The following is a 20774-nucleotide window of genomic DNA, read 5'->3' as shown; positions in this document are numbered from 1 at the left end:
CGACACGGATGTCCTTGGTCATCGCAAGGAGACATTCCATGACACGCCTTTCCGGCAAGGTCGCCATCATCACCGGGGCCAGCTCGGGCATCGGCCGCGACGCCGCACTGCTTTTCGCCCGTGAGGGCGCGAGCCTCGTTCTTTCCGCTCGCGGGCGTGAACGGCTCGTGGCCGTCGCGCAAGACATCCGTGCGCAGGGCGGCAGAGCGATCGCCCTATCCGGCGATGTCGGCGAGGAGGCACACCACGAGGATCTCGTCACCGCGGCGCAGGCAGAGTTCGGCGGCCTCGATATCGCCTTCAACAATGCCGGCACCACCGGACCCGTCGGTGCGCTTCCCGCGCTTTCGCTCGCGGACTGGCAGGCCGTCGTCAACGTCAATCTCACGAGCGGTTTTCTTGCGGCGAAGCATCAGCTGCCGGCGATGGAAGCGCGCGGGGGCGGCTCCATCGTCTTCACGTCAACGTTTGTCGGCTACACCGCGGGCTTTCCGGGGCTGGCGGCCTATGCCGCCTCGAAATCCGGCCTCGTCGGCCTCACCCAGGTTCTCGCTTCGGAGTATGGCCAGAAAGGCATTCGCGTGAACGCGCTCCTGCCCGGCGCGACCGATACACCGATGGGCCGCCACGTCGCCAATACGCCGGAGGCATTGGAATTCGTGGCGAGGCTCAATGTCTTCAAACGCATCGCCGCGCCGGAGGAAATTGCCGAAGCCGCACTCTTCCTGTGCTCGGATGCGGCCAGCTTCATGACGGGCACGGCGACGCTGGTCGATGGCGGCGTATCGATCAACCGGGTCTGAGAAAACGATTCAGGTGCCTGAGAAAGTGAGTCCGCCTGTCGCGGCAAGTCCCTGAGACGGAATCGCTTTAAGCCATCAGGCCAGCCAGCGCGCGAGGCGGTCGACCGCCTCGTTCATCTCCTCGAAGGCGCCGGCATAGGAAAAGCGCATGGTGTGGTTGCCGTCGCGCGGGTCGAAGTCGATACCGGGCGTGGCGGCCACATCGGTTTCGGCCAGCATGCGGCGCGCGAAGGCCATGCTGTCATTGGTGAAACGGCTGACATCCACATAGGCGTAGAAAGCGCCGTCCATGGGAGACGCGATGGAAAAGCCGATTTCGGGCAGGCGCTTCACCAGGAAATCCCGGTTCACGCGATAGGCGTCGCGATAGACGTTCAGCTCCGCCTCGGCCCCCAGCGCCGCTTCCGCCGCGATCTGCGACAGTTCCGGCGCCGAGATGTAGAGGCTTTGCGCGATGCGCTCGACGGGGCGTACCAGCTTTTCCGGCAGCACCATCCAGCCGATGCGCCAGCCGGTCATGCAATAATATTTCGAGAACGAGTTGATGATGACCGCGTCCTCGCCGAATTGCAGCGCCGTCGCTTCCTCGCCGACGAAGGTCAGCCCATGATAGATCTCGTCCGAGATGAAGGCGATGCCGTTGTCGCGGCAGTATGCGGACAGGGCGGCGAGATTGGCCTGGCCCGTCACGGTGCCGGTCGGGTTCGCCGGGCTTGCGAGAAGCACGCCATCGATACGTCCGTGCGCGGAAGCCGCGGCCTCCAACGCCTCCGGTGTCAGGGTAAAGCCGTTTTCCGCATTCACCTCGATTTCCACCGTCTCGATGCCGAGCGCGGCGAGGATGTTGCGATAGGCGGGATAGCCCGGGCGTGCGATCGCCACCCGATCGCCGGCGTCGAACAGCGCGAGGAAGGCGAGGTTGAAGCCGGCGGAGGAGCCCGTGGTGATCGCGATGCGGGCGGGATCGACCGTCACACCATGGCGATGCCGGTAGAAATCCGAAATGGCGCTCCGCAGGGACAGGAGGCCGAGCGCGTCCGTGTAGCCGATACGGCCCACGTCGAGAGCACGGCGCGCGGCTTCGCGGGCGGCCTGCGGCGCGGGATGGACGGGCTGGCCGACCGCCATGGAAATGACGGGCCGGCCGGCGGCGCGCCGCCTGGTCGCTTCGGCAAGAACGTCCATGGCGTGGAAGGGTTCGACGGCGCCGCGCGCGGAGAGCTTCATGAGGTTGCCTTTCGCTTCCTGACTGCGGCTTTCCTGCCGCAAGACGCCGACATTCACAATCCCGCGAGGGCCGAAAATCCGCCGCTTTTTCCCTGTCGTTTGCGTCACCGCGCCCATAAGGTCGTTGAAAGTGGCCGCGCGCGCATTGACGCGCCGGTACGGCCAATGGCACTTCTGCTGCGCATCACGACGAGGACAGGACAGACATGACTTTCAAGACGAAGCTCGCGGCCACCGTAGCCCTTACACTGGCGGTCGCAGCCCCCCTTCCGGCGCTTGCCCTCGACGACGCGCAGAAGAAGGAAATCGGCGAGTTCATCAAGGAATATCTTGTCGAAAACCCCGAAGTCCTCCTCGAAGCACAGGAAGCCCTGCAGAAGAAGCAGGAAGAGCAGCAGCAGGCCAAGGCCCAGTCCGCGATCACTGACAACACGAAGGCGATCTACAACTCGCCCTACGATATCGCGCTCGGCAATCCCAAGGGCGACGTTACGATCGTCGAGTTCTTCGACTACAATTGCGGCTACTGCAAGCGCGCCCTGTCCGACATGGAAGACATCCTCAAGGAAGACAAGAACGTCCGCTTCGTCCTGAAGGAACTGCCGATCCTCGGCCCCGATTCGCTGGCCGCGCACAAAGTCAGCGCCGCCGTGCGCGATCTTGCGCCGGAAAAGTACGGCGAATTCCACCGCACGCTGCTGGGCGGCGAAGGCCGCGCGACGGAGGAAAGCGCCATTGCGCTCGCCGCCAGCCTGGGCATTTCCGAAGCCGACGTGCGCAAGACGATGACAGAGAAGCCGCATGACGACGCGGTGCGTCAGGCCTATTCGCTCGCCAACGATCTCGGCATTACCGGGACCCCCTCCTATGTCGTCGGCGAGGAAATGGTCTTCGGCGCCGTCGGGGCGGACGACCTGCGCGAAAAGATCGCCAATGTCCGCGCCTGCGGAAAGGCGAGTTGCTGACCACCGCCATCTTCTCGCCATGCTGGCGGTGTTGGAGCCTAACCGCTTGTGGACACGACCCTTCGACCGGGAAAGCCCACGCCTTGGGGCTTTCCCTGCGCAAACCGCCGGTCTATAGGTAATCCTCCATCCAGCATGCGGAATTTCGAATGGCTTCAATAGTTTTCGTGCTCAACGGCCCCAACCTGAACGCACTCGGCAAACGCGAGCCCGGCATCTATGGAGGCCAGACGCTCGCCGATATCGAGGCGCTGTGCCGGGCCGAAGGCGAGAAGCTGGGCCTTGCCATCGATTTCCGCCAGTCCAACCACGAAGGCGATCTGGTCGACTGGATTCACGAGGCCGGCGATGTCGCCGCCGGCGTCGCGATCAATGCCGGCGCCTACACGCATACCTCGATCGCGCTTCACGACGCCATCCGCGCCGTGAAGACACCGGTGGTCGAACTGCACCTTTCCAACGTGCATGCCCGCGAGGACTTCCGCCACAAATCGATGATCGCACCCGCCGTGAAGGGTGTGATCTGCGGTTTCGGTGCGCAGAGCTACGTCCTGGCGCTCCATGCGCTTTCATCCATCACGAAATAAGAAGAACCAGAGGCTCATTCCCATGGCTGACAAGAAAAACGGCATCGATCAGGCCCTGATCCGCGATCTCGCCAATATCCTCAACGAGACGGATCTGACCGAGATCGAAGTGGAGCAGGATGAACTGCGCATCCGCGTCTCGCGCGCCGGCACGCCGCAATATGTCCAGGCGCCGATGGCCGCTCCGGCGCCCGTTGCCGCTCCCGCCGTCAGCGCAGCAGCCGCCGCACCTGCCGCAGACGCGCGCAGCAACAAAAATGCCGTCACCGCGCCGATGGTCGGCACGGCCTACCTGTCGCCCGCACCGGGCGCCCGCCCCTTCATCGAAGTCGGCGCGACGGTCAAGGAAGGCCAGACCATCCTCATCATCGAAGCGATGAAGACGATGAACCAGATTCCCGCGCCGCGTTCGGGCAAGGTCACCGAAATCCTCGTTCAGGATGCAAGCCCGGTCGAATATGGCGAACCGCTGATCGTTATCGAATAAGGCGGGTCCCATGATCTCCAAAGTCCTCATTGCCAACCGCGGCGAAATCGCCCTCCGGGTCCTTCGGGCCTGCAAGGAGCTCGGCATCGCCACGGTCGCCGTGCATTCCACGGCCGACGCCGACGCCATGCATGTGCGCCTCGCCGACGAGAGCGTGTGCATCGGCCCGCCGCCGTCGCGCGAAAGCTACCTCAACATCCACCAGATCGTCGCGGCCTGCGAGATTACCGGCGCGGACGCCGTGCATCCGGGTTACGGCTTCCTGTCGGAAAACGCCAAGTTCGCCGAAATCCTCGATGCGCACGGCATCACCTTCATCGGCCCGACGGCGGAACATATCCGCATCATGGGCGACAAGATCACCGCCAAGCAGACCGCGCAGGAACTCGGCATCCCCGTCGTTCCGGGTTCCGACGGCGAGGTAAAGCCGGAGAACGCGCTGGAAGTCGCCCGCAAGATCGGCTTCCCGGTTCTCATCAAGGCGACCGCCGGCGGCGGCGGCCGCGGCATGAAGGTCGCCAAGACCGAGGCCGATCTGGAAGAGGCCGTTTCGACGGCGCGCTCGGAGGCGCTTGCCGCCTTCGGCAACGATGCCGTCTATATGGAAAAGTATCTCGGCAAGCCGCGCCACATCGAAATCCAGGTCGTCGGCGACGGCATGGGCAATGCGGTGCATCTCGGCGAACGCGACTGCTCGCTGCAGCGCCGGCACCAGAAGGTGTGGGAAGAGGCGAATTCGCCGGCCCTCAATGTCGAACAGCGCATGAAGATCGGCCAGATCTGCGCCGACGCCATGAAGAAGCTGAAGTACCGCGGCGCCGGCACGGTCGAATTCCTCTACGAGAACGGCGAGTTCTATTTCATCGAAATGAACACGCGTCTCCAGGTGGAGCATCCGATCACGGAAGCGATCACCGGCATCGACCTCGTGCATGAGCAGATCCGCGTCGCGTCCGGCGCCGGCCTCTCCGTCACGCAGGAGGAGATCGTCTTCTCGGGTCATGCCATCGAATGCCGCATCAATGCCGAGGATCCGCGCACCTTCGTGCCCTCGCCCGGCACGATCACGCATTTCCACGCGCCGGGCGGTCTGGGCGTTCGCGTCGATTCCGGCGCCTATGCCGGCTACAAGATCCCGCCCTACTACGACAGCCTCATCGGCAAGCTGATCGTGCATGGACGCACACGCGTCGAATGCATGATGCGCCTGCGCCGCGTGCTCGACGAGTTCGTCGTCGACGGCATCAAGACGACGCTGCCGCTGTTCCAGGACCTGGTCGCCAACCAGGACATCGCAAACGGCGACTACGACATCCACTGGCTGGAGAATTACCTGGCCAGCACGACCGACGCCTGAGAGGCGTCGGACCATGGCAAGGCGTCGCGGCGGCAACCCGGAAATAACACCGGACCTTCTGCTGCGCGCCTATTCCATCGGGCTCTTCCCGATGGCCGATTCGGCCGACGACCCGGAGCTTTTCTGGGTCGAGCCGGACATGCGGGGTGTCATCCCGCTCGACAGCTTCCACGTCTCGCGCAGCCTCGCCAAGGCAATCCGCCAGAAACCCTTCGAGATCAGCTTCGACAAGGCCTTCGACGCCGTGGTCGCGGCCTGCGCGCAAGCCGCGCCGGACCGGCCGTCCACCTGGATCAATGGGAAGATCAAGTCGCTCTACGGCACGCTGCACCGCATGGGCCACGCCCATTCGGTCGAGGCATGGGAGGGCGACCAGCTCGTCGGCGGCCTCTACGGCGTATCGCTCGGCGCCGCCTTCTTCGGCGAGAGCATGTTCTCGCGCCGGACAAACGCCTCCAAGATCTGCCTCGTCCATCTGGTCGAGCGCCTGAGGGCAAACGGCTTCCGCCTGCTCGACACGCAGTTCACCACGGATCATCTGAAGACGTTCGGAGCGATCGACGTGCCGAAAATCGACTACGAGGACATGCTGGCGAATGCACTCGCTTCGCCGCACCTGCCGTTTTGAAACGATGAATTGCGCTGTGAGGACATAGGTCTTCGGGGCAAACCCCGGGGATCGACAGCCGTAAACGCAGCTCTTACTGCGCCTTCGCCTCGGAATCGTCCGGCGGCGGGACGTCGGACTTCGCCTTGCATTCGGTGAGCCAGACGTCATAGACGGGGTGCTCGACGGCGTTGAGGCCGGGGCTGTCGGCGAACATCCAGCCGGTGAAGATGCGGCGGATCTTGCGGTCGAGGGTGATTTCGTCGACTTCGACGAAAGAGGTGATCTTCTGCGCTTCGGTATCGTCGCGGCTGTAGCAGACCTTCGGGGTCACCTGGAGGGCGCCGAACTGGACGGTCTCGCCGATATAGACATCGAAGCTGGTGATGCGGCCGGTGATCTTGTCGATGCCCGAGAAGACGGCGACCGGGTTCTCGATACGGGCGGCCTTGGCCGAGGCAGGCACAAGGGCAAGCCCCACGGCCACTGTTGCCAGCATGGCCGAAAGGAACCGCCGTCCGGCGCCTGTCCGCGAAAACCCTGATGTCATGAAAGCCGTCTCCTGCGATCTGCGCCAGCATCCGCCGGCCGCTTCGGGCTACCGGCGAAATGTGGCCAAATCGGTATCAGTTGCCCGGTGTCCAGGCGTCATAGTCGCCCGTGACGCGCGGACGCTCACCGGTCGCGGCGAGCGAGCCCGGCGGACGATAGGCTTCGGACGTGCCGGTCGGGTTGGCGCGATGCGGCTTCTGCCATTCGCGCGCCTTGTAGTCCTCGTCAGCGGGCGAGACATCGGTACGGTGATGCATCCAGCCGTGCCAGCCTGCCGGAATGGCGGAGGCGTCGGCATAGCCGTTATAGATGACCCAGCGACGGGTGCGCCCTTCGGAATCCTTGCCACCCTGATAGTAGACGTTGCCGAACTCGTCCTGCCCGACCTTCGTGCCGAAGCGCCAGGTGTGAAAGCGGGTGCCGATCGTCTGACCGTTCCACCAAGTGAAGATCTGCGTGAGAAGGCTCATGGCTGGCGTCCTTGGCAGGGCCATGCCGAACACGGCCCGAGACTGATATTTCCTCCGCTTATGGCGCGGCAGGGTGCGAATGTCCAGCGATTCCCGCGTCTTCGCCCACGGCTTTTCGCGTCTCCAAAGTCCGTTCTTTCCCCGTCCGCCGATGCTCGAAACACCGGAGAAAAAGGCGTTGGAACGCCGACAGCAATATTCAAGGGCGATCACGCGATTGCGATAAATTATTGAAATACTGTTTTTTTTTTCCGAACGCTGTGGTCACAGTTCTTGCACTAGTAACCATTTAATGAGGGCCCTAAATTCTACTCATCGAAGCGGCCAACACGGCGCTTCGGCAGACACACAGCAAATAAGGTGAATACCATGAAAAAGACCGCTCTCTTCGCCGCCGCTCTCGCTGTTCTCGCAGCCGGCTCGGCTTCTGCGGCATCCGTCAGCGGCATCGTTCATGACTACGATGCCCGCACCGGCGTCATCCGCCTCCAGGACGGTAAGGCGATCGCCCTGCCCGTAAGCGTTCCTGTTCCGGCGAACCTGAAGTCCGGCTCTGCCGTCAACATCCTGCTCAACGCAGACAACAACCAGCCGCGCGCCGTTCTGGCCCGCTGAATTTCTCACGTCCAAACACAAAGGTGATTAAAATGAACACTGTAGCTCTCTCCACCGCCGCCCTCGCCCTCCTCGTTGCCGGCTCGGCTTCCGCAGCATCGCTGAGCGGCATCGTTCAGGATTACGATGCCCGCACCGGCGTCATCCGCCTCCAGGACGGCAAGAGCGTCGCCCTGCCCGTAAGCGTTCCTGTTCCGGCAAACCTCAAGTCCGGCTCTGCCGTCAACATCCTGCTCAACGCAGACAACAACCAGCCGCGCGCCGTTCTGGCCCGCTGAATTTCTCACGTCCAAACACAAAGGTGATTAAAATGAACACTGTAGCTCTCTCCACCGCCGCCCTCGCCCTCCTCGTTGCCGGCTCGGCTTCCGCAGCATCGCTGAGCGGCATCGTTCAGGATTACGATGCCCGCACCGGCGTCATCCGCCTCCAGGACGGCAAGAGCGTCGCCCTGCCCGTGAGCGTCCCGGTTCCGGCAAACCTGACGTCCGGCGCTTCGGTCAACATCCTGCTCAACGCAGACAATAACGAGCCCCGCGCCGTTCTGGTCCGATAATATCGTCAAGGCCTGACATCATGCCGAAGCGGCCCGCCACCCGAAAGGACGGCGGGCCTTCATGTTTTCGGCGCCTGGCGGTTGCCGGTAAGGCTGCGCTCTTTCCTTAGAAATCGAGCCGCTTTTCCAGAATCAGCATGGCAATTCCCGCCGCAAAGTCATCGGCTGTTTCGCCGATGGTCGCAAAACCCAATCGTTCGAAAAACGAAACGGCCAGAAGATTGTCCTTCTCGACGTGAAGCCGCATCGTCTCGGCATCGGGAAAGCAGGTTTCGAGTTCCGCGAACATGTCGCGGCCAATGCCCTGGCGCTGGTAATCCGGCAGGACATAAAGCTGGTGAAGAACAGCCGTCTTCGGCCGGTCCTCCGCCATGGCGGCATAGCCCATGCCGGCGAAGGCCTTGCCATCATCGGCGACGACGAATTCGCTGTCCTTGCGCGCGAGCCGCTCCTTCAGCGCCGGCACGGAATGCCGGCGCGCATTGATCTCGCTTACCTTGTCGGCGCCGTAGAGCGCGTCATAGGTCGCATGCCACGTCGCCGACAGCAGTTCGCTGACTTTCGCCAGGTCGCGTTCCGAAGCCGTGCGGACGAAGAACATGGCCGTTTCCTTGTTTTGAAGCCATTCCGGACGGAAAACCGCTTCACACTTTTCCTGGAATTGCTTCAGTCCTCGATACCGAGCTTGGCCTTGACCAGGGCCTGAACGGCCTGCGGGTTGGCCTTGCCGCCCGTCGCCTTCATGACCTGGCCGACGAACCAGCCTGCAAGCGTCGGCTTGGCGAGAACCTTGGCGACCTGATCGGGGTTGGCGGCGATGATCTCGTCGACCGCCTTTTCGATGGCACCGGTGTCCGTCACCTGCTTCATGCCGCGCGCTTCGACGATCTCGGCGGGGCTGCCGCCCTCGTTCCAGACGATTTCGAAGAGGTCCTTGGCGATCTTGCCCGAGATCGTGCCATCCTTGATGAGATCGATGATGCCGCCGAGCTGATCGGGGGAAACGGGGGTCTCTTCAATGTCCTTGCCGGCCTTGTTCAAGGCGCCCAGGAGGTCGTTGATGACCCAGTTCGCGGCGATCTTGCCGTCGCGGCCGGCCGCCACGGCCTCGAAATAATCGGCGATCGCCTTTTCGGAGACGAGAACCGAGGCGTCATAGACCGAAAGACCGAGATCCTTGACGAAGCGGATCTTCTTGTCGTCGGGCAGTTCCGGCAGATCGGCCAGAAGCTTGCCGACGAATTCGTTGTCGAACTCCAGCGGCAGCAGGTCCGGATCGGGGAAGTAGCGGTAGTCGTGCGCGTCTTCCTTGGAGCGCATGGAGCGGGTCTCGCCCTTGCCGGGATCGAACAGGCGCGTCTCCTGGTCGATGACGCCGCCATCCTCGAGAATGCCGATCTGGCGGCGGGCTTCGTACTCGATCGCCTGGCCGATGAAACGGATGGAGTTGACATTCTTGATCTCGCAGCGCGTGCCGAAGGGCTCGCCGGGCCGGCGCACGGAAACGTTGACGTCGGCGCGCATGGAGCCCTCGTCCATGTTGCCGTCGCAGGTGCCGAGATAGCGCACGATGGAGCGCAGCTTCGTCATATAGGCCTTGGCCTCGTCAGACGAACGCATGTCCGGCTTGGAGACGATTTCCATCAGCGCCACGCCCGAGCGGTTGAGGTCGACATAGGACATGGTCGGATGCTGGTCGTGCATCGACTTGCCGGCGTCCTGCTCCAGATGCAGGCGTTCGATGCCGATCTCGATATCCTCGAAATTGCCCTGGCGATCAGGGCCGAGCGAGATGACGATCTTGCCCTCGCCGACGATCGGGTCCTTGAACTGCGAGATCTGGTAGCCCTGCGGCAGGTCGGGATAGAAGTAATTCTTGCGGTCGAAGATCGAGCGGTGGTTGATCTCAGCCTTCAGGCCAAGACCGGTGCGCACGGCCTGCTTGACGCATTCCTCATTGATCACGGGCAGCATGCCGGGCATGGCCGCGTCGACGAGCGACACATTGGCATTCGGCGCCTTGCCGAATTCCGTGGAGGCGCCGGAGAAGAGCTTCGAATTCGAAAGAACCTGTGCGTGCACCTCCATGCCGATGATGACTTCCCAGTCGCCGGTGGCGCCGGGGATCAAGCGTTTGGGATCGGGAGTGCGGACGTCGACGAGGGTCATTTTAGGCTCTTGCTGTGGTGTCTTCGGTGTTGTCTCGGTAGAACATATGGGCAGGCGGCGCAAGGATTTCAGCGGATGCCGCCGGCCTTCATTAGCCGGCCGGCAAGGTTGTGCGGGTAAAAGCGCGCCATGGGCACGCGGGCAACACTTCTGATCATCTTCCTCCTCTTCAACGTCGTGACGTTCTGCGTCTACTGGTGGGACAAGGAAGCCGCGCGCGACGGCCATCGGCGTGTTTCCGAAACACGCCTGCTGCAACTCGCCGTCTTCGGCGGCAGCCTCGGCGCCTTCGCGGCGCAACGGTTGTTGCGGCACAAGACCCGCAAGGAGCCCTTTCGCACGATGCTTCTCGCGATCCTGATTCTGCATGCAGCGCTGGTCCTCGCGGCGCTGATCTTCGGTGCCGACCTCCAACGGCTGCTGCTCGCCGGCTGACATCCTATCCCGCCGCTTCTTGACATCCATCATAATTCGTAACTATTATTGTTACATGAAAAGGAACAGCCGTCTTTCTGCCGTGCTTCATGCACTCATGCATATGGCCGAACGCGAGGAGCCGATGACCTCGGACGATCTCGCGCGCTGCCTCGATACCAACGCCGTCGTCGTGCGCCGCACCATGGCCGGGCTTCGTGATGCCGGGATCGTGCAATCCGGCCGCGGCCATGGTGGCGGCTGGCACTTCGCCAGGCCGCTCGCCGAAATCTCGCTGCTCGACATCTACAATGCACTTGGCGAGCCGATCGTCTTCCAGATCGGCCCGGCGACGGAGATGCCGGGTTGCGTTGTCGAGCAATCCGTCAACCGGGTGATCGGCGACGCGCTGAAGGATGCGGAAGCCATCCTGATGGCGCGCTTTGCCGGCACGACGCTGGCCGACCTTGCCGCCGATTTCCGCGCGGCGGCGAAACGCTGCCGGACCGACACCGGCTAAAGGCAGCCACTTCCCTGGCATCCCTTCGAACGCCCGGTACATGCCGGGTGAAGGATGCCGCACACTCACAGGAAAGGACGATCATGACCGAAGATGCCATCATCATCGGCGGGGGCTTTGCCGGCCTGTCCGCTGCCATGCAGCTCGCCCGCGCCCGTCGCCGCATCACCATTCTCGACACGGGGCTGCCGCGCAACCGGTTCGCCGCCCGCTCGCACGGCTTCCTCGCCCAGGACGGCAGGCCGGGGGGCGACATCCTCGCCGATGCCCGCCGCCAGCTTGCGGCCTACGAGACCGTCACCTTCCGCGACGCGCCGGCCGAACGGCTGGAGGGCGAAAGAGACGCCTTCTTCGTCGTCGCTGGCGATGGTGCACGCATCGACGCGCGGCGCGTGCTGCTCGCCACCGGTTTCGAGGACCAGCTCCCGGATATTCCCGGCCTTGCGGAGCGGTGGGGCAAGACGGTGCTGCATTGCCCCTACTGCCATGGCTACGAAGTGGGTGGAGGGGCGGTCGGCGTCCTGGCGCGCACATCCGACGCCGCGCGCTTTGCGGCCGTGGTCGCCGACTGGGGCGATGTGACGCTCTTCACCAATGCGGTACCGGAGCCGGACGAAAAGGATCTGGCCGTGCTCGAGGCACGCAATGTGAAACTGCGGCCCGGCCGCGTGACGGCCGTCACGGATGGGCCGGGCGGCATGCTCGCCGTCGAAACGGGTCCCGGCATCCCCACGCTGGTCAAGGCGCTGTTCGTCAGTCCGGAAGCCCGCGTGCGCAGCGACATCCCGCGGGATCGCGGCCTCGAACTGAAGCAAACGCCGATCGGCAACATCCTCAAGACCGACGATACGGGACAGACCTCCCTGCCCGGCCTCTACGCCGCCGGTGACATCGCGCTTGGCGCAGCCAATATCGCGCTTGCCTCGGCCAACGGCGTGAAGACCGCCGTCTTCCTGCATCACTCGCTGATCTGGTCGTGACGTTGACGATGAAAGATGTCGGATTTATCTAAGGGACATCCGCAAATGGAGTCTTGATGTCCAACTCGTCTGAGTCCCGCTAGAGACCCTGTTCGCAGCTTTTGCGCACAGGGTCGGAAAAACGATGAGCCCTGCCACCAGCCGGTGGCGGAACGTTTTTTCGCGTTCGTTCGAACGCCAGACGGATTCCCACGACAATGGACATTTCCCGCGCAGAACAGCGCATTCTCCACCTGCTCGCCCAGGGCGGCAGGATCGACATCGAAAAAGGCGAGAACCGCAAGATCATCGCCGTCGCCTGCATCACGCGCGACGGATGGCGGGCGAGCGGGCTCGACCTCGATCTTTTCCGCAAGCTGAAACGCCGGCGCTGCATCGCGTCTTCCGGCGGCAGGCCCTACCGCATCACGCAACGGGGGCTTGAGCTCGTGCGATCGCAACTTGACAACCAGTGACAGGAAGGAGGCGTGGCGAAGGCCGCGCCTCCTTCAAAACCCGCCCGGCCCGTAGCCGACCGGGAGATCGGCGACGAGCTGGCGGCGCAGCCCGATCGATTCGACATTGCGATCGAGACGCGGCGAATAGTCGACGGAAAGCCAGTTCACCGAATAGCCATGCTTCTGGAAGAAGGCGACGGCGGCGATGTTGCGCGCGTGGGTCTGCAACCGGGACGCCTCGAACCCAGCGGCAACGATTTCCGCCTCCATAGCCGCCAGCAGCGCGGTCCCCAATCCCCTTTTCTGCTGGAGAGGATCGATCCAGAGGTCGCTGATCTCGTCGTCGAGCGCCTCGCGCGCCGCCCAGCCTGCGGGCGCGCCGTCTGTTTCGGCCACGCTGACATGCAGCCAGTGGCCGGACAGGAACTGCTCGAAGGCGTTGCGCGCATGGTCGCGCCGGACCTGGAGATCGGCGACCCCGACCACGGCCTGCTCCCACGCCCTCGTCCCGATTTCGACGAGCGCCGCGACATCGCCTTCCCGGGCATTTCGAACCATGACCATGCGCCAGACCTTTCCGGCACGATGAAAGCACCCTTGGCGTGAGTCGGCGAGAGACCGGCGGCGGCTATCCACGACGATGATCCGCCCGAAACGACACCGCCCGGCACATGGCCGGGCGATCCCTTATTTGTCGCGAAGATGGGCGAGGTCGTTCATCAGACCTGCTGAGGGCTACCTGCCGCTTACCACCACTTGGCCGGCGTGAAGCGGCCGGCGGCCTGCTCGATGACGTGGGCCGTCCGGAACAGGCTCTCCTCGTCGAAGGGCTTGCCGATGAGCTGGAGGCCAAGCGGCAGGCCCTTGTGGTCGAGGCCGGCGGGAACCGTGAGGCCCGGCAGGCCGGCCATGTTCACCGTCACCGTGAAGATGTCCTGAAGGTACATCTTGACCGGATCGGACGCGAGTTCCTCGTCGGCGATGCCGAAGGCCGACGACGGGGTCGCCGGCGTCAGGATGGCGTCGACACCGGCATTGAACGCCAGTTCGAAATCACGCTTGATCAGCGTACGTACCTTCTGGGCCTGCAGGTAATAGGCGTCGTAGTAGCCGGCCGACAGCACGTAGGTGCCGATCATGATGCGGCGCTTCACTTCCGTGCCGAAGCCGGCGGCGCGCGTCTTCTCGTACATGTCGACGATGTCCTTGCCGTCGACGCGCAGGCCGTAGCGCACGCCGTCGTAGCGGGCGAGGTTCGACGAGGCCTCGGCGGGCGCGACGATGTAGTAGGCCGGCAGGGCATATTTCGTATGCGGCAGGGAGATATCGACGATTTCGGCGCCGGCATCCTTCAGCCAGGCGATGCCCTGCTGCCAGAGCGCCTCGATCTCGTCCGGCATGCCATCGACGCGGTATTCGCGCGGGATGCCGATGCGCATGCCCTTCAGCGACTGACCGAGGGACGCTTCGTAATCCGGCACCGGCCGGTCGACGGAGGTCGTGTCCTTGGCGTCGACGCTCGCCATCGACTTCAGCAGGATCGCGGCGTCGCGCACGTCGCGGGCGATCGGGCCGGCCTGGTCGAGCGACGAGGCGAAGGCGACGATGCCCCAGCGCGAGCAGCGGCCATAGGTGGGCTTGATGCCGACGGTGCCGGTGAAGGCCGCCGGCTGGCGGATGGAGCCGCCCGTATCCGTCGCGGTCGCGCCGGCGCAGAGGAAGGCTGCAACGGCCGCGGCCGATCCGCCGGAAGAACCGCCCGGCACGAGATCGGCGTTGGAGCCGTTCGCGCGCCACGGGTTCTTCACGGCGCCGTAATAGGAGCTTTCGTTGGACGAGCCCATGGCGAACTCATCCATGTTGAGCTTGCCGAGCATGACGGCGCCATCGTTCCAGAGGTTCTGGGTGACGGTGGATTCGTATTGCGGCTTGAAGCCGTCGAGGATGTGGCTGCAGGCCTGCGTGTGCACGCCTTCGGTCGCAAACAGGTCCTTGATGCCGAGCGGGATGCCTTCGAGCGCACCGGCCTTGCCTTCGGCAATGCGGGCATCGGAAGCCGTCGCCATCTCGCGTGCCTTTTCCGGCGTCACGGCGACATAGGCGTTGATCGCCGGATTGGCCGCCTCGATCGCGGAAAGATACGCGTCCGTCAGCTCGACCGCCTTGATCTCCTTGGCGGAGAGCTTTTCGCGGGCTTCGGCAATGGTCAGGCGGGTCAGGTCGGTCATGGGTGCGGTCACTTCAGGTCAGGCAGCACGAAGCTGCTTTTGATAGAATACGGAATAGGGTGAATCCGGGTAGTCGAGCACGGGGCCGCAGCGGGTAAAACCCGCCTTCTCATAGATCGCCCATGTCGCCGGATGCTGGTCGCCCGTTTCGAGCACGAGCGTCTTCAGCTCCTCCCGTTCGGCGGTCTCCAGGATCTTGTCGAGCACAGACCGGCCGACGCCTTGCCCCTGCCAGGCCGGCCGGGTGAACATGCGCTTGACTTCGCCCACGGTGTCGGAATGGCGCTTCAGCGCGCCGCAGCCGATCGCGGCGTCGCCGTCGCGTGCGATCCAGACCGTCACCGTGGGATCGGCCATCTCCTCGACGGTGAGGTTATAGCACGCCTCCGGCGGCGACAGCGCAAGCAGCACCGTGTTCAGCTCTGCGATCAGCGTGCGAACCTCATCCGTAAGCGGGCTTTCGACGTCGATTGTGACGGTCAAGGATTACTCCACAACCTTCGGAACCTGGAAGAAATTGCGGTCGGTGGCCGGGGCGTTGGCGACGATCGCATCGGCCTTGTTGCCGTCGTTGACGATGTCCTGGCGCTTGCGCATCTCCATCGGGGTGACTGAGGTCATCGGCTCGACGCCCTCGACATTCACCTCGGACAGCTGTTCGACGAAGCCGAGGATACCGTTGAGCTCGCCGGTCATGCGGTTTGCCTCTTCTTCGCTGACGGCGATGCGGGCAAGGCGCGCAACGCGCTTTACGGTGGCTAGATCTACGGACATGGACGGTCTCCGGTGGGAAATTTCCCCTTCGCTATAATGACCAAGCCCAAGGGGCGCAACGGGGGAATGGCCGGTTCCACGCCCCCTCGCCCGATTTCCCGCCGCTCAGCGCGTGACGACGCCACCGACCTGCGGCACCTCGATGCGGGTGGATGCACCCTCCATGGCCTGCACGAAAAGGTCCGCCGTCTGGTCGATGATGCCGAAGGAACCGTAATGGCAGGGAATGACGGTGCCGAAGGTGAAGAAGCGCTGGCAGGCGAGTGCCGCCACCGCACCGCCCATGGTGAACCGGTCGCCGATCGGCACCAGGCCGATTTCCGGCTGGTGCAGCTCGTTGATCAGCGCCATGTCGGAAAAGATATCCGTATCGCCCATGTGGTAGAGCGTCGGCTCGTCCTCGAAATGCAGGACCAGGCCGTTGGCGCTGCCGAGCGAGTGGGAGGTGCCGTCCTCGGTGATCTGCGCCGACGAATGCAGCGCATTGACGAAGGTGGTCGAAAAGCCGTCGAAATGCACGGTGCCGCCGGTATTGCCCATATCGATATTCTCAACCCCCTTGGCGCCGAGCCAGGTTGCGAGATCGGCATTGGCGAGCACGGTCGCGCCGGTTTCCTTCGCGATCCCGATCGTATCGCCGACATGATCGCCGTGGCCGTGGGTCAGCAGGATATGGGTGAGGCCGGAAACGGCGTCCTTGCGCGTCGCCTCGTCGAAGGCGGGATTGCCGGTGAAGAACGGGTCGATGAGGATCTTCGCCTTCGCCGTTTCGATGCGGAAAGCCGAGTGGCCGAGCCAGGTGATTTTCATGGGAAGTCTCCGGTTTGGATTCGTCACGCAATATAGTCGGCGCGAAGGCCGTTTCCATCCGCCGCCGGATCGTTATAAGCGTGGCGCTCATGATTTGAAGAAGGAGTTCGCCGTGAGCGACGACGACTACATCTATGACGAAGCGACCGGCGAATGGCGCCCGGCTTCGGAGATCGCAGCGGAAAAGGCTGCGCAGAGCGTCGTGTATGACGCTGCCGGCAATGTGCTGGCGGATGGCGATTCGGTCGTGCTCATCAAGGACCTGAAGGTCAAGGGTGCGGGCCAGACGCTGAAGCAGGGAACGGTGATCCGCTCGATCCGCCTGACGGACAACCCGGAAGAAATCGACTGCCGGCATGAAAGCATCCGCGGCCTGGTGCTGCGCACCGAATTCGTCCGCAAACGCTGAGAGGCTGCCCCATGGCGACGCTGACGCTGGAAGAACTGTCGCAGGTCCTCGCCCCCGGCCAGCCTGTCGCGGGCCTCGATCTCGGCACCAAGACCATCGGCCTGTCGGTCTCCGATATCGGCCGACGGCTCGCGACACCCCGGCCTGTTCTGAAGCGCGTGAAATTCACGCAGGACGCCGAGTTGCTGCTGGCCTTTGCGGCGAAAGAGAAGATCGCGGCCTTCGTCATCGGCCTGCCCGTCAACATGGACGGCAGCGCCGGGCCGCGCGTGCAGGCCACCCGCGCCTTCGTGCGCTCCATGTCGGAGAAAACGGATATTCCCTTCGTCTTCTGGGACGAACGGCTTTCGACGGTCGCGGCGGAACGCACGCTGATCGAAATGGATGTCTCGCGCAAGAAGCGGGCCGAGCGCATCGACTCGGCGGCCGCGTCCTTCATTCTTCAGGGCGCGCTGGACAGGCTTTCATCCCTGGCCAGGACAGCCGGCGCCGACTGACGGCGCGCCTGCCACCAGGCCGCGATCTTCCTGCGGCGGCGGAAGGCGATGATGCCGAGCACCAGGAAGCTGTCGAGGATGATGGCGCGCAGCACAAGCGGCGGAATGCTCTCCGGCGGAATGCCGAGAATGTGCCCGTAGATGCGGAACACCAGATCATGGGCATCGCGCGTCAGCATGAAGATGCCGAAATTCATGTCGTAGTAGGACAGCCCGTACCAGCTGCCCAGCAGCGCAATCGGCCCCGCCCAGAGAATGAGGAACCACTTCATGCCGCCCTCCTGCGCGTTGCGAGAAGGTCCGCGGCGACAAACAGCGTTTCGCTGATCGCCACGACCGCGACAAGAACGATGAGCGGAAGCACGATATCCACCGCCGCGAAGGAAAACAGGGTCGTCATGACCGATATCCGGGCCGCCATGGCCATACTCGTCACTCGCTACATGGTTAACAGCAGGTTAATGCCAGCTTTGCCGGTTAACCCTGTCCGCGCAATGCAAACCTGCGATTAAGGTTAATTTCCACACGTGCGGCGGTCACAACCGCACTTGCCACCACCACCGCGACAGGGCATGAGCGGATAATCGTCTCTCGGCCCTCCGGTTCCATGCTCCCCATCTTCGAAAGCATCCTGCCCATCTTCCTGCTCGTCGTGTTGGGCGTGATGCTCAAACGCTGGCGCGCCATCGACCGCGACATGTGGAACGGCCTCGAGCAACTCGGCTTCTATGTGCTGTTTCCATGCCTGCTCTTCACGACGCTCGCCAAGGCCGAGTTCTCGGGGATCGCAGCCGGCAGCGTCGCGGTCAGCTCCATCGGCTCGGTGACGCTCATCGCGCTGCTGCTCGCCTTGTCCTGGCCGCTCTTCCGGGCCGCCGGGGTGTCGGGTTCGTCCTTCACCTCGGTCTTCCAGACCTCGACCCGCTGGAACGCCTTCATCGCGCTCGCCATAGGGGAAAAGCTCTACGGGCAACAAAGCCTCGCGCTCGTGGCGCTGGTGGCCACGCTGATCATCATTCCCCTCAATTTCTACAATATCGCCATGCTGATCTGGTTCGGCGGCGGCAGCCGGAGCCTGAAGACCTTCCTCTGGAAGGTGCTGACAAACCCGATGATCATCGGCTCGGCGCTGGGCGTTGCCGTCAATTTGCTGGAAATCCCGCTCTATCGGCCGGTCATGCAGACGGCGGAACTGGTCGCGAGTTCGTCGCTGAGCCTGGGCCTCATCCTGGTCGGTGCCGGCCTGAAACTCGCAGATGCCCTGCAACCGCGGCCGCTGGCGCTGCTGCCGGTGTTCCTGAAACTCGTGTTCATGCCCGTCGTGATGACGGCGGCGGCCTATGCGCTGGGCATGCGCGGCGAGCTCCTCATGACGATTACCATGGGGGCGAGCGTGCCGACTGCCATGAACGGCTACGTGCTGGCAAAGCAGATGGGTGGCGACGCGCCGCTCTATGCGGCGGTGGCGACGCTTCAGACGGTCGCGTCCTTCTTCACCATTCCCATCGTCCTGGCCGCAGCGGCCTATCTGGCCGGCGGATAGAGCAGGTCGACGATGTAGGCCGAATCGAAGCGCGAATCGAGCATGCCGTAGGTCGCGCGCCAGCCGGAGGCCAGACGCGTCTCCAGGAAGGCATCGGCGATGCGGCCGGCACCGGCACGGTAAAGTTCGGCGGCGGCCGCAGCCAGGGCCAGTTGCTCCACCAGCATGCGGGCAGCGCCCTCGTCGCGCTCGCACAGCGAGAGCGCGGCGCGCAACACCTCCACCGTCTTCTTGCCGGCGGGGCCGAGATCTCGGGCAAAGCCGGCGAAGAGCAGCTCGAACAGGTCCCTGCCCCGGCTGATGACGCGCATCAGGTCGAGCGCCATGACATTGCCGGACCCTTCCCAGATCGCGTTGACCGGCGCCTCGCGGTAGTGGCGGGCAATCGGGCGCTCCTCCACGTAGCCGCTGCCGCCGATGCATTCCATCGCCTCGTAGATGAGCGCGGGCGCGATCTTGCAGCACCAGTATTTCGTGACCGGCGTCATGATACGGGCATAGGCGGCATCGCTTGCGCTGTCGCGCGCCTTATCGAAGGCGTCGGCGAGGCGGAAGGAGAGCGCGGTCGCACCGGCGACATCGAGCGCCATGTCGGCCAGAACCCGCGTCATGATCGGCTGCGCGACGAGCGGCTTGCCAAACACCATGCGGCCGCGGGTGTGATGCACGGCTTCCGCAAGCGACGCCCGCATGATGCCGGCAGAGGCCAGCGCGCAATCGAGCCGCGTCAGCGTGACCATGTCGAGAATGGTGCCGATACCGGCATCGGGCTTGCCGAGCAGGAAGCCGAACGTATCGGAGAACTCCACCTCCGACGAGGCATTGGAGCGGTTGCCGACCTTGTCCTTGAGGCGCTGGAAGCGCAGGCCGTTGCCCGAACCGTCCTCCAGCAGGCGCGGCACGAGGAAGCAGCCGACGCCCTCGCGGGTCTGGGCGAGCATCACGAAACCGTCGCTCATCGGCGCGGACATGAACCATTTATGGCCGTTCAGCCGGTAGATGCCCTCGCCCACCCGTTCGGCCGTCGAGGTGTTGGCGCGCACATCCGTGCCGCCCTGCTTTTCCGTCATGCCCATGCCGATGGTGATGGCGCTCTTCTGCATGGCGGGCTTGTTGGCGCTGTCGTATTTGCGCGACAGGATCTTGCGGCCCCATTCGCGCTGGACCTGCGGCGACGCAGATAGCGCCGCGACGGAAGCGCTCGTCATGGTCAGCGGGCAGAGATGCCCGCATTCGAGCTGCGCGGTCAGAAAGAAGCGGGCGGCGCGTGCCTTGTGCGCAATGCCCTTCTCGTCCAGGACGTTTTCCCAGAGCGAGGAATGCAGGCCGTTCGACATGGACCGGCGCATCAGCGCGTGCCAGGCAGGGTGATAGTCCACGACATCGAGGCGCTCGCCGCGCGGGCCGTGGGTGCGCAGCTGCGGCACGCCCTCGTTTGCCATGCGCGCAAGCTCCTGCGCCTCCGGCGAGGTCACATAGCGGCCGATCGCGTCGAACTCGTCGCGAAGGCTCTTGGGCATGGCATCCGTGGCGTCGACCAGCAGCGGATCGGAGCGGTAGGCGTTGATGCCCGACCACAGCGGCGGCTGGTTGAGATCGGCAAGTTTCTGTTCGGTGTCGCGAGTCATGAGCGGGTTCTATCCCAAGTCGCGACGGGGCGAAACGGGGCCGTGATGCCGCAGATGCGGTTCAGCGAACAAAAGCGTGGGAATGCATAGCGCGCCGCCCGCCGCGCCTTGCCGCGCGCAAACCGACACTTTATAGACC

29 protein-coding genes are annotated in these 20774 nt (G+C 63.9%); 16 read left to right on the top strand and 13 right to left on the bottom strand.

Features of this window, described 5'->3' with window-relative positions:
- Window positions 1-38 precede the first annotated feature (38 nt).
- Window positions 39-803 carry an SDR family oxidoreductase gene (locus GR158_RS13140; RefSeq protein ID WP_160871420.1) on the top strand — a complete coding sequence of 255 codons (765 nt, stop codon included), beginning with the start codon at window positions 39-41 and terminating at the stop codon, window positions 801-803.
- Window positions 804-878: 75 nt separating this feature from the next.
- On the opposite strand, the gene GR158_RS13135 is transcribed toward GR158_RS13140, so the two are convergent.
- Window positions 879-2030, bottom strand: a complete 1152-nt coding sequence (locus GR158_RS13135) for a pyridoxal phosphate-dependent aminotransferase (protein WP_160871419.1) — start codon at window positions 2028-2030, stop codon at window positions 879-881.
- Between the two features lie 206 nt (window positions 2031-2236).
- On the opposite strand from GR158_RS13135, the gene GR158_RS13130 reads away from it, so the two are divergent.
- The 5 genes from GR158_RS13130 to aat all read left to right on the top strand — a co-directional run bounded on the left by GR158_RS13130 (window position 2237) and on the right by aat (window position 6054).
- Window positions 2237-2995 (top strand): DsbA family protein, encoded by a 759-nt coding sequence (locus GR158_RS13130; protein ID WP_134650685.1) that lies wholly within the window; start codon window positions 2237-2239, stop codon window positions 2993-2995.
- 149 nt (window positions 2996-3144) lie between these two features.
- Entirely contained in the window at window positions 3145-3582 is a 438-nt protein-coding gene (aroQ, locus tag GR158_RS13125; protein ID WP_134650686.1) for a type II 3-dehydroquinate dehydratase, read from the top strand.
- A 22-nt stretch (window positions 3583-3604) separates the two neighbouring features.
- Window positions 3605-4069, top strand: coding sequence for an acetyl-CoA carboxylase biotin carboxyl carrier protein (accB, locus tag GR158_RS13120; RefSeq protein ID WP_134650687.1), 465 nt, complete (start codon window positions 3605-3607; stop codon window positions 4067-4069).
- Between the two features lie 10 nt (window positions 4070-4079).
- A complete protein-coding gene (gene accC / locus GR158_RS13115) occupies window positions 4080-5426 on the top strand; it encodes an acetyl-CoA carboxylase biotin carboxylase subunit (RefSeq protein ID WP_134650688.1) in 1347 nt (448 codons plus the stop codon).
- Window positions 5427-5439: 13 nt separating this feature from the next.
- Window positions 5440-6054: a leucyl/phenylalanyl-tRNA--protein transferase gene (gene aat / locus GR158_RS13110; RefSeq protein ID WP_134650689.1), complete on the top strand. Its 615-nt coding sequence runs from the start codon at window positions 5440-5442 to the stop codon at window positions 6052-6054.
- Between the two features lie 73 nt (window positions 6055-6127).
- Here aat and GR158_RS13105 read toward each other — a convergent pair whose 3' ends face one another.
- Together GR158_RS13105 and GR158_RS13100 are read right to left on the bottom strand one after the other, a co-directional pair.
- Entirely contained in the window at window positions 6128-6532 is a 405-nt protein-coding gene (locus GR158_RS13105; RefSeq protein WP_160871488.1) for a DUF2155 domain-containing protein, read from the bottom strand.
- Between the two features lie 127 nt (window positions 6533-6659).
- A complete protein-coding gene (locus GR158_RS13100; RefSeq protein ID WP_134650691.1) occupies window positions 6660-7055 on the bottom strand; it encodes an NADH:ubiquinone oxidoreductase subunit NDUFA12 in 396 nt (131 codons plus the stop codon).
- A 369-nt stretch (window positions 7056-7424) separates the two neighbouring features.
- Between GR158_RS13100 and GR158_RS13095 the strand changes: the two genes are divergently transcribed.
- Genes GR158_RS13095 through GR158_RS13085 form a run of 3 tightly spaced genes read left to right on the top strand, consistent with a single transcriptional unit; the run spans window position 7425 to window position 8226 of the window.
- Window positions 7425-7670 (top strand): hypothetical protein, encoded by a 246-nt coding sequence (locus GR158_RS13095; RefSeq protein ID WP_134711013.1) that lies wholly within the window; start codon window positions 7425-7427, stop codon window positions 7668-7670.
- Window positions 7671-7702: 32 nt separating this feature from the next.
- Entirely contained in the window at window positions 7703-7948 is a 246-nt protein-coding gene (locus tag GR158_RS13090) for a hypothetical protein (RefSeq protein ID WP_160871418.1), read from the top strand.
- A 32-nt stretch (window positions 7949-7980) separates the two neighbouring features.
- Window positions 7981-8226 carry a hypothetical protein gene (locus GR158_RS13085; protein ID WP_134650693.1) on the top strand — a complete coding sequence of 82 codons (246 nt, stop codon included), beginning with the start codon at window positions 7981-7983 and terminating at the stop codon, window positions 8224-8226.
- Between the two features lie 106 nt (window positions 8227-8332).
- On the opposite strand, the gene GR158_RS13080 is transcribed toward GR158_RS13085, so the two are convergent.
- Both GR158_RS13080 and gatB read right to left on the bottom strand, forming a co-directional pair.
- A complete protein-coding gene (locus GR158_RS13080; protein WP_160871417.1) occupies window positions 8333-8827 on the bottom strand; it encodes a GNAT family N-acetyltransferase in 495 nt (164 codons plus the stop codon).
- Between the two features lie 65 nt (window positions 8828-8892).
- Window positions 8893-10395: an Asp-tRNA(Asn)/Glu-tRNA(Gln) amidotransferase subunit GatB gene (gatB, locus tag GR158_RS13075; protein ID WP_134650695.1), complete on the bottom strand. Its 1503-nt coding sequence runs from the start codon at window positions 10393-10395 to the stop codon at window positions 8893-8895.
- 129 nt (window positions 10396-10524) lie between these two features.
- Here gatB and GR158_RS13070 point away from each other — a divergent pair, with 129 nt between their 5' ends.
- The 4 genes from GR158_RS13070 to GR158_RS13055 all read left to right on the top strand — a co-directional run bounded on the left by GR158_RS13070 (window position 10525) and on the right by GR158_RS13055 (window position 12764).
- Window positions 10525-10830, top strand: coding sequence for a DUF1294 domain-containing protein (locus tag GR158_RS13070; protein ID WP_160871416.1), 306 nt, complete (start codon window positions 10525-10527; stop codon window positions 10828-10830).
- A 55-nt stretch (window positions 10831-10885) separates the two neighbouring features.
- A complete protein-coding gene (locus tag GR158_RS13065) occupies window positions 10886-11329 on the top strand; it encodes an Rrf2 family transcriptional regulator (protein WP_134650697.1) in 444 nt (147 codons plus the stop codon).
- Between the two features lie 83 nt (window positions 11330-11412).
- Window positions 11413-12309 carry an NAD(P)/FAD-dependent oxidoreductase gene (locus GR158_RS13060; RefSeq protein ID WP_160871415.1) on the top strand — a complete coding sequence of 299 codons (897 nt, stop codon included), beginning with the start codon at window positions 11413-11415 and terminating at the stop codon, window positions 12307-12309.
- 197 nt (window positions 12310-12506) lie between these two features.
- A complete protein-coding gene (locus tag GR158_RS13055; RefSeq protein WP_160871414.1) occupies window positions 12507-12764 on the top strand; it encodes a YjhX family toxin in 258 nt (85 codons plus the stop codon).
- Between the two features lie 33 nt (window positions 12765-12797).
- On the opposite strand, the gene GR158_RS13050 is transcribed toward GR158_RS13055, so the two are convergent.
- From GR158_RS13050 to GR158_RS13030, 5 genes are all read right to left on the bottom strand, one after another.
- Window positions 12798-13310, bottom strand: a complete 513-nt coding sequence (locus GR158_RS13050; RefSeq protein ID WP_160871413.1) for a GNAT family N-acetyltransferase — start codon at window positions 13308-13310, stop codon at window positions 12798-12800.
- 182 nt (window positions 13311-13492) lie between these two features.
- Window positions 13493-14974, bottom strand: coding sequence for an Asp-tRNA(Asn)/Glu-tRNA(Gln) amidotransferase subunit GatA (gatA, locus tag GR158_RS13045; protein WP_160871412.1), 1482 nt, complete (start codon window positions 14972-14974; stop codon window positions 13493-13495).
- Window positions 14975-14992: 18 nt separating this feature from the next.
- Window positions 14993-15457, bottom strand: a complete 465-nt coding sequence (locus tag GR158_RS13040; RefSeq protein WP_160871411.1) for a GNAT family N-acetyltransferase — start codon at window positions 15455-15457, stop codon at window positions 14993-14995.
- 3 nt (window positions 15458-15460) lie between these two features.
- Window positions 15461-15748 (bottom strand): Asp-tRNA(Asn)/Glu-tRNA(Gln) amidotransferase subunit GatC, encoded by a 288-nt coding sequence (gene gatC, locus GR158_RS13035; protein WP_134650703.1) that lies wholly within the window; start codon window positions 15746-15748, stop codon window positions 15461-15463.
- Between the two features lie 105 nt (window positions 15749-15853).
- Window positions 15854-16558, bottom strand: coding sequence for a metal-dependent hydrolase (locus GR158_RS13030; protein WP_134650704.1), 705 nt, complete (start codon window positions 16556-16558; stop codon window positions 15854-15856).
- 112 nt (window positions 16559-16670) lie between these two features.
- Between GR158_RS13030 and GR158_RS13025 the strand changes: the two genes are divergently transcribed.
- Both GR158_RS13025 and ruvX read left to right on the top strand, forming a co-directional pair.
- Window positions 16671-16967 carry an alkylphosphonate utilization protein gene (locus GR158_RS13025; protein WP_306122420.1) on the top strand — a complete coding sequence of 99 codons (297 nt, stop codon included), beginning with the start codon at window positions 16671-16673 and terminating at the stop codon, window positions 16965-16967.
- 11 nt (window positions 16968-16978) lie between these two features.
- The gene (gene ruvX / locus GR158_RS13020; RefSeq protein ID WP_134650706.1) at window positions 16979-17464 is read left to right on the top strand and encodes a Holliday junction resolvase RuvX; all 486 of its coding nucleotides are present in this window, start codon (window positions 16979-16981) and stop codon (window positions 17462-17464) included.
- Here ruvX and GR158_RS13015 read toward each other — a convergent pair.
- Window positions 17410-17736, bottom strand: coding sequence for a DUF6105 family protein (locus tag GR158_RS13015; protein ID WP_160871409.1), 327 nt, complete (start codon window positions 17734-17736; stop codon window positions 17410-17412). The genes ruvX and GR158_RS13015 overlap by 55 nt on opposite strands.
- A complete protein-coding gene (locus tag GR158_RS25515; RefSeq protein WP_256365811.1) occupies window positions 17733-17864 on the bottom strand; it encodes a hypothetical protein in 132 nt (43 codons plus the stop codon). Before GR158_RS25515 ends, GR158_RS13015 begins: the two co-directional genes overlap by 4 nt.
- 207 nt (window positions 17865-18071) lie before the next feature.
- On the opposite strand from GR158_RS25515, the gene GR158_RS13010 reads away from it, so the two are divergent.
- Window positions 18072-19007, top strand: coding sequence for an AEC family transporter (locus GR158_RS13010; protein WP_160871408.1), 936 nt, complete (start codon window positions 18072-18074; stop codon window positions 19005-19007).
- Here GR158_RS13010 and GR158_RS13005 read toward each other — a convergent pair.
- Window positions 18989-20635, bottom strand: coding sequence for an acyl-CoA dehydrogenase family protein (locus tag GR158_RS13005; RefSeq protein ID WP_160871407.1), 1647 nt, complete (start codon window positions 20633-20635; stop codon window positions 18989-18991). The genes GR158_RS13010 and GR158_RS13005 overlap by 19 nt on opposite strands.
- Window positions 20636-20774: the final 139 nt, after the last annotated feature.

Source organism: Shinella sp. AETb1-6 (assembly GCF_009826875.1).
GTDB lineage: Bacteria > Pseudomonadota > Alphaproteobacteria > Rhizobiales > Rhizobiaceae > Shinella > Shinella sumterensis.
This window is presented reverse-complemented; position numbering and strand designations above follow the sequence as displayed.

Bases quoted from the DNA above. Each gene is read 5' to 3' on its own strand.
- GR158_RS13015 (WP_160871409.1), bottom strand. From the start codon at position 17,736: ATGAAGTGGTTCCTCATTCTCTGGGCGGGGCCGATTGCGCTGCTGGGC.
- GR158_RS13050 (WP_160871413.1), bottom strand. From the start codon at position 13,310: ATGGTCATGGTTCGAAATGCCCGGGAAGGCGATGTCGCGGCGCTCGTC.
- GR158_RS13095 (WP_134711013.1), top strand. From the start codon at position 7,425: ATGAAAAAGACCGCTCTCTTCGCCGCCGCTCTCGCTGTTCTCGCAGCC.
- GR158_RS13135 (WP_160871419.1), bottom strand. From the start codon at position 2,030: ATGAAGCTCTCCGCGCGCGGCGCCGTCGAACCCTTCCACGCCATGGAC.
- GR158_RS13100 (WP_134650691.1), bottom strand. From the start codon at position 7,055: ATGAGCCTTCTCACGCAGATCTTCACTTGGTGGAACGGTCAGACGATC.
- GR158_RS13005 (WP_160871407.1), bottom strand. From the start codon at position 20,635: ATGACTCGCGACACCGAACAGAAACTTGCCGATCTCAACCAGCCGCCG.
- GR158_RS13090 (WP_160871418.1), top strand. From the start codon at position 7,703: ATGAACACTGTAGCTCTCTCCACCGCCGCCCTCGCCCTCCTCGTTGCC.
- GR158_RS13070 (WP_160871416.1), top strand. From the start codon at position 10,525: ATGGGCACGCGGGCAACACTTCTGATCATCTTCCTCCTCTTCAACGTC.
- GR158_RS13030 (WP_134650704.1), bottom strand. From the start codon at position 16,558: ATGAAAATCACCTGGCTCGGCCACTCGGCTTTCCGCATCGAAACGGCG.
- GR158_RS13105 (WP_160871488.1), bottom strand. From the start codon at position 6,532: ATGCTGGCAACAGTGGCCGTGGGGCTTGCCCTTGTGCCTGCCTCGGCC.
- GR158_RS13130 (WP_134650685.1), top strand. From the start codon at position 2,237: ATGACTTTCAAGACGAAGCTCGCGGCCACCGTAGCCCTTACACTGGCG.
- GR158_RS13140 (WP_160871420.1), top strand. From the start codon at position 39: ATGACACGCCTTTCCGGCAAGGTCGCCATCATCACCGGGGCCAGCTCG.
- ruvX (WP_134650706.1), top strand. From the start codon at position 16,979: ATGGCGACGCTGACGCTGGAAGAACTGTCGCAGGTCCTCGCCCCCGGC.
- gatA (WP_160871412.1), bottom strand. From the start codon at position 14,974: ATGACCGACCTGACCCGCCTGACCATTGCCGAAGCCCGCGAAAAGCTC.
- GR158_RS13085 (WP_134650693.1), top strand. From the start codon at position 7,981: ATGAACACTGTAGCTCTCTCCACCGCCGCCCTCGCCCTCCTCGTTGCC.
- aroQ (WP_134650686.1), top strand. From the start codon at position 3,145: ATGGCTTCAATAGTTTTCGTGCTCAACGGCCCCAACCTGAACGCACTC.
- GR158_RS13060 (WP_160871415.1), top strand. From the start codon at position 11,413: ATGACCGAAGATGCCATCATCATCGGCGGGGGCTTTGCCGGCCTGTCC.
- GR158_RS13065 (WP_134650697.1), top strand. From the start codon at position 10,886: ATGAAAAGGAACAGCCGTCTTTCTGCCGTGCTTCATGCACTCATGCAT.
- gatB (WP_134650695.1), bottom strand. From the start codon at position 10,395: ATGACCCTCGTCGACGTCCGCACTCCCGATCCCAAACGCTTGATCCCC.
- GR158_RS13080 (WP_160871417.1), bottom strand. From the start codon at position 8,827: ATGTTCTTCGTCCGCACGGCTTCGGAACGCGACCTGGCGAAAGTCAGC.
- GR158_RS13010 (WP_160871408.1), top strand. From the start codon at position 18,072: ATGCTCCCCATCTTCGAAAGCATCCTGCCCATCTTCCTGCTCGTCGTG.
- aat (WP_134650689.1), top strand. From the start codon at position 5,440: ATGGCAAGGCGTCGCGGCGGCAACCCGGAAATAACACCGGACCTTCTG.
- GR158_RS13055 (WP_160871414.1), top strand. From the start codon at position 12,507: ATGGACATTTCCCGCGCAGAACAGCGCATTCTCCACCTGCTCGCCCAG.
- GR158_RS25515 (WP_256365811.1), bottom strand. From the start codon at position 17,864: ATGACGACCCTGTTTTCCTTCGCGGCGGTGGATATCGTGCTTCCGCTC.
- accB (WP_134650687.1), top strand. From the start codon at position 3,605: ATGGCTGACAAGAAAAACGGCATCGATCAGGCCCTGATCCGCGATCTC.
- accC (WP_134650688.1), top strand. From the start codon at position 4,080: ATGATCTCCAAAGTCCTCATTGCCAACCGCGGCGAAATCGCCCTCCGG.
- gatC (WP_134650703.1), bottom strand. From the start codon at position 15,748: ATGTCCGTAGATCTAGCCACCGTAAAGCGCGTTGCGCGCCTTGCCCGC.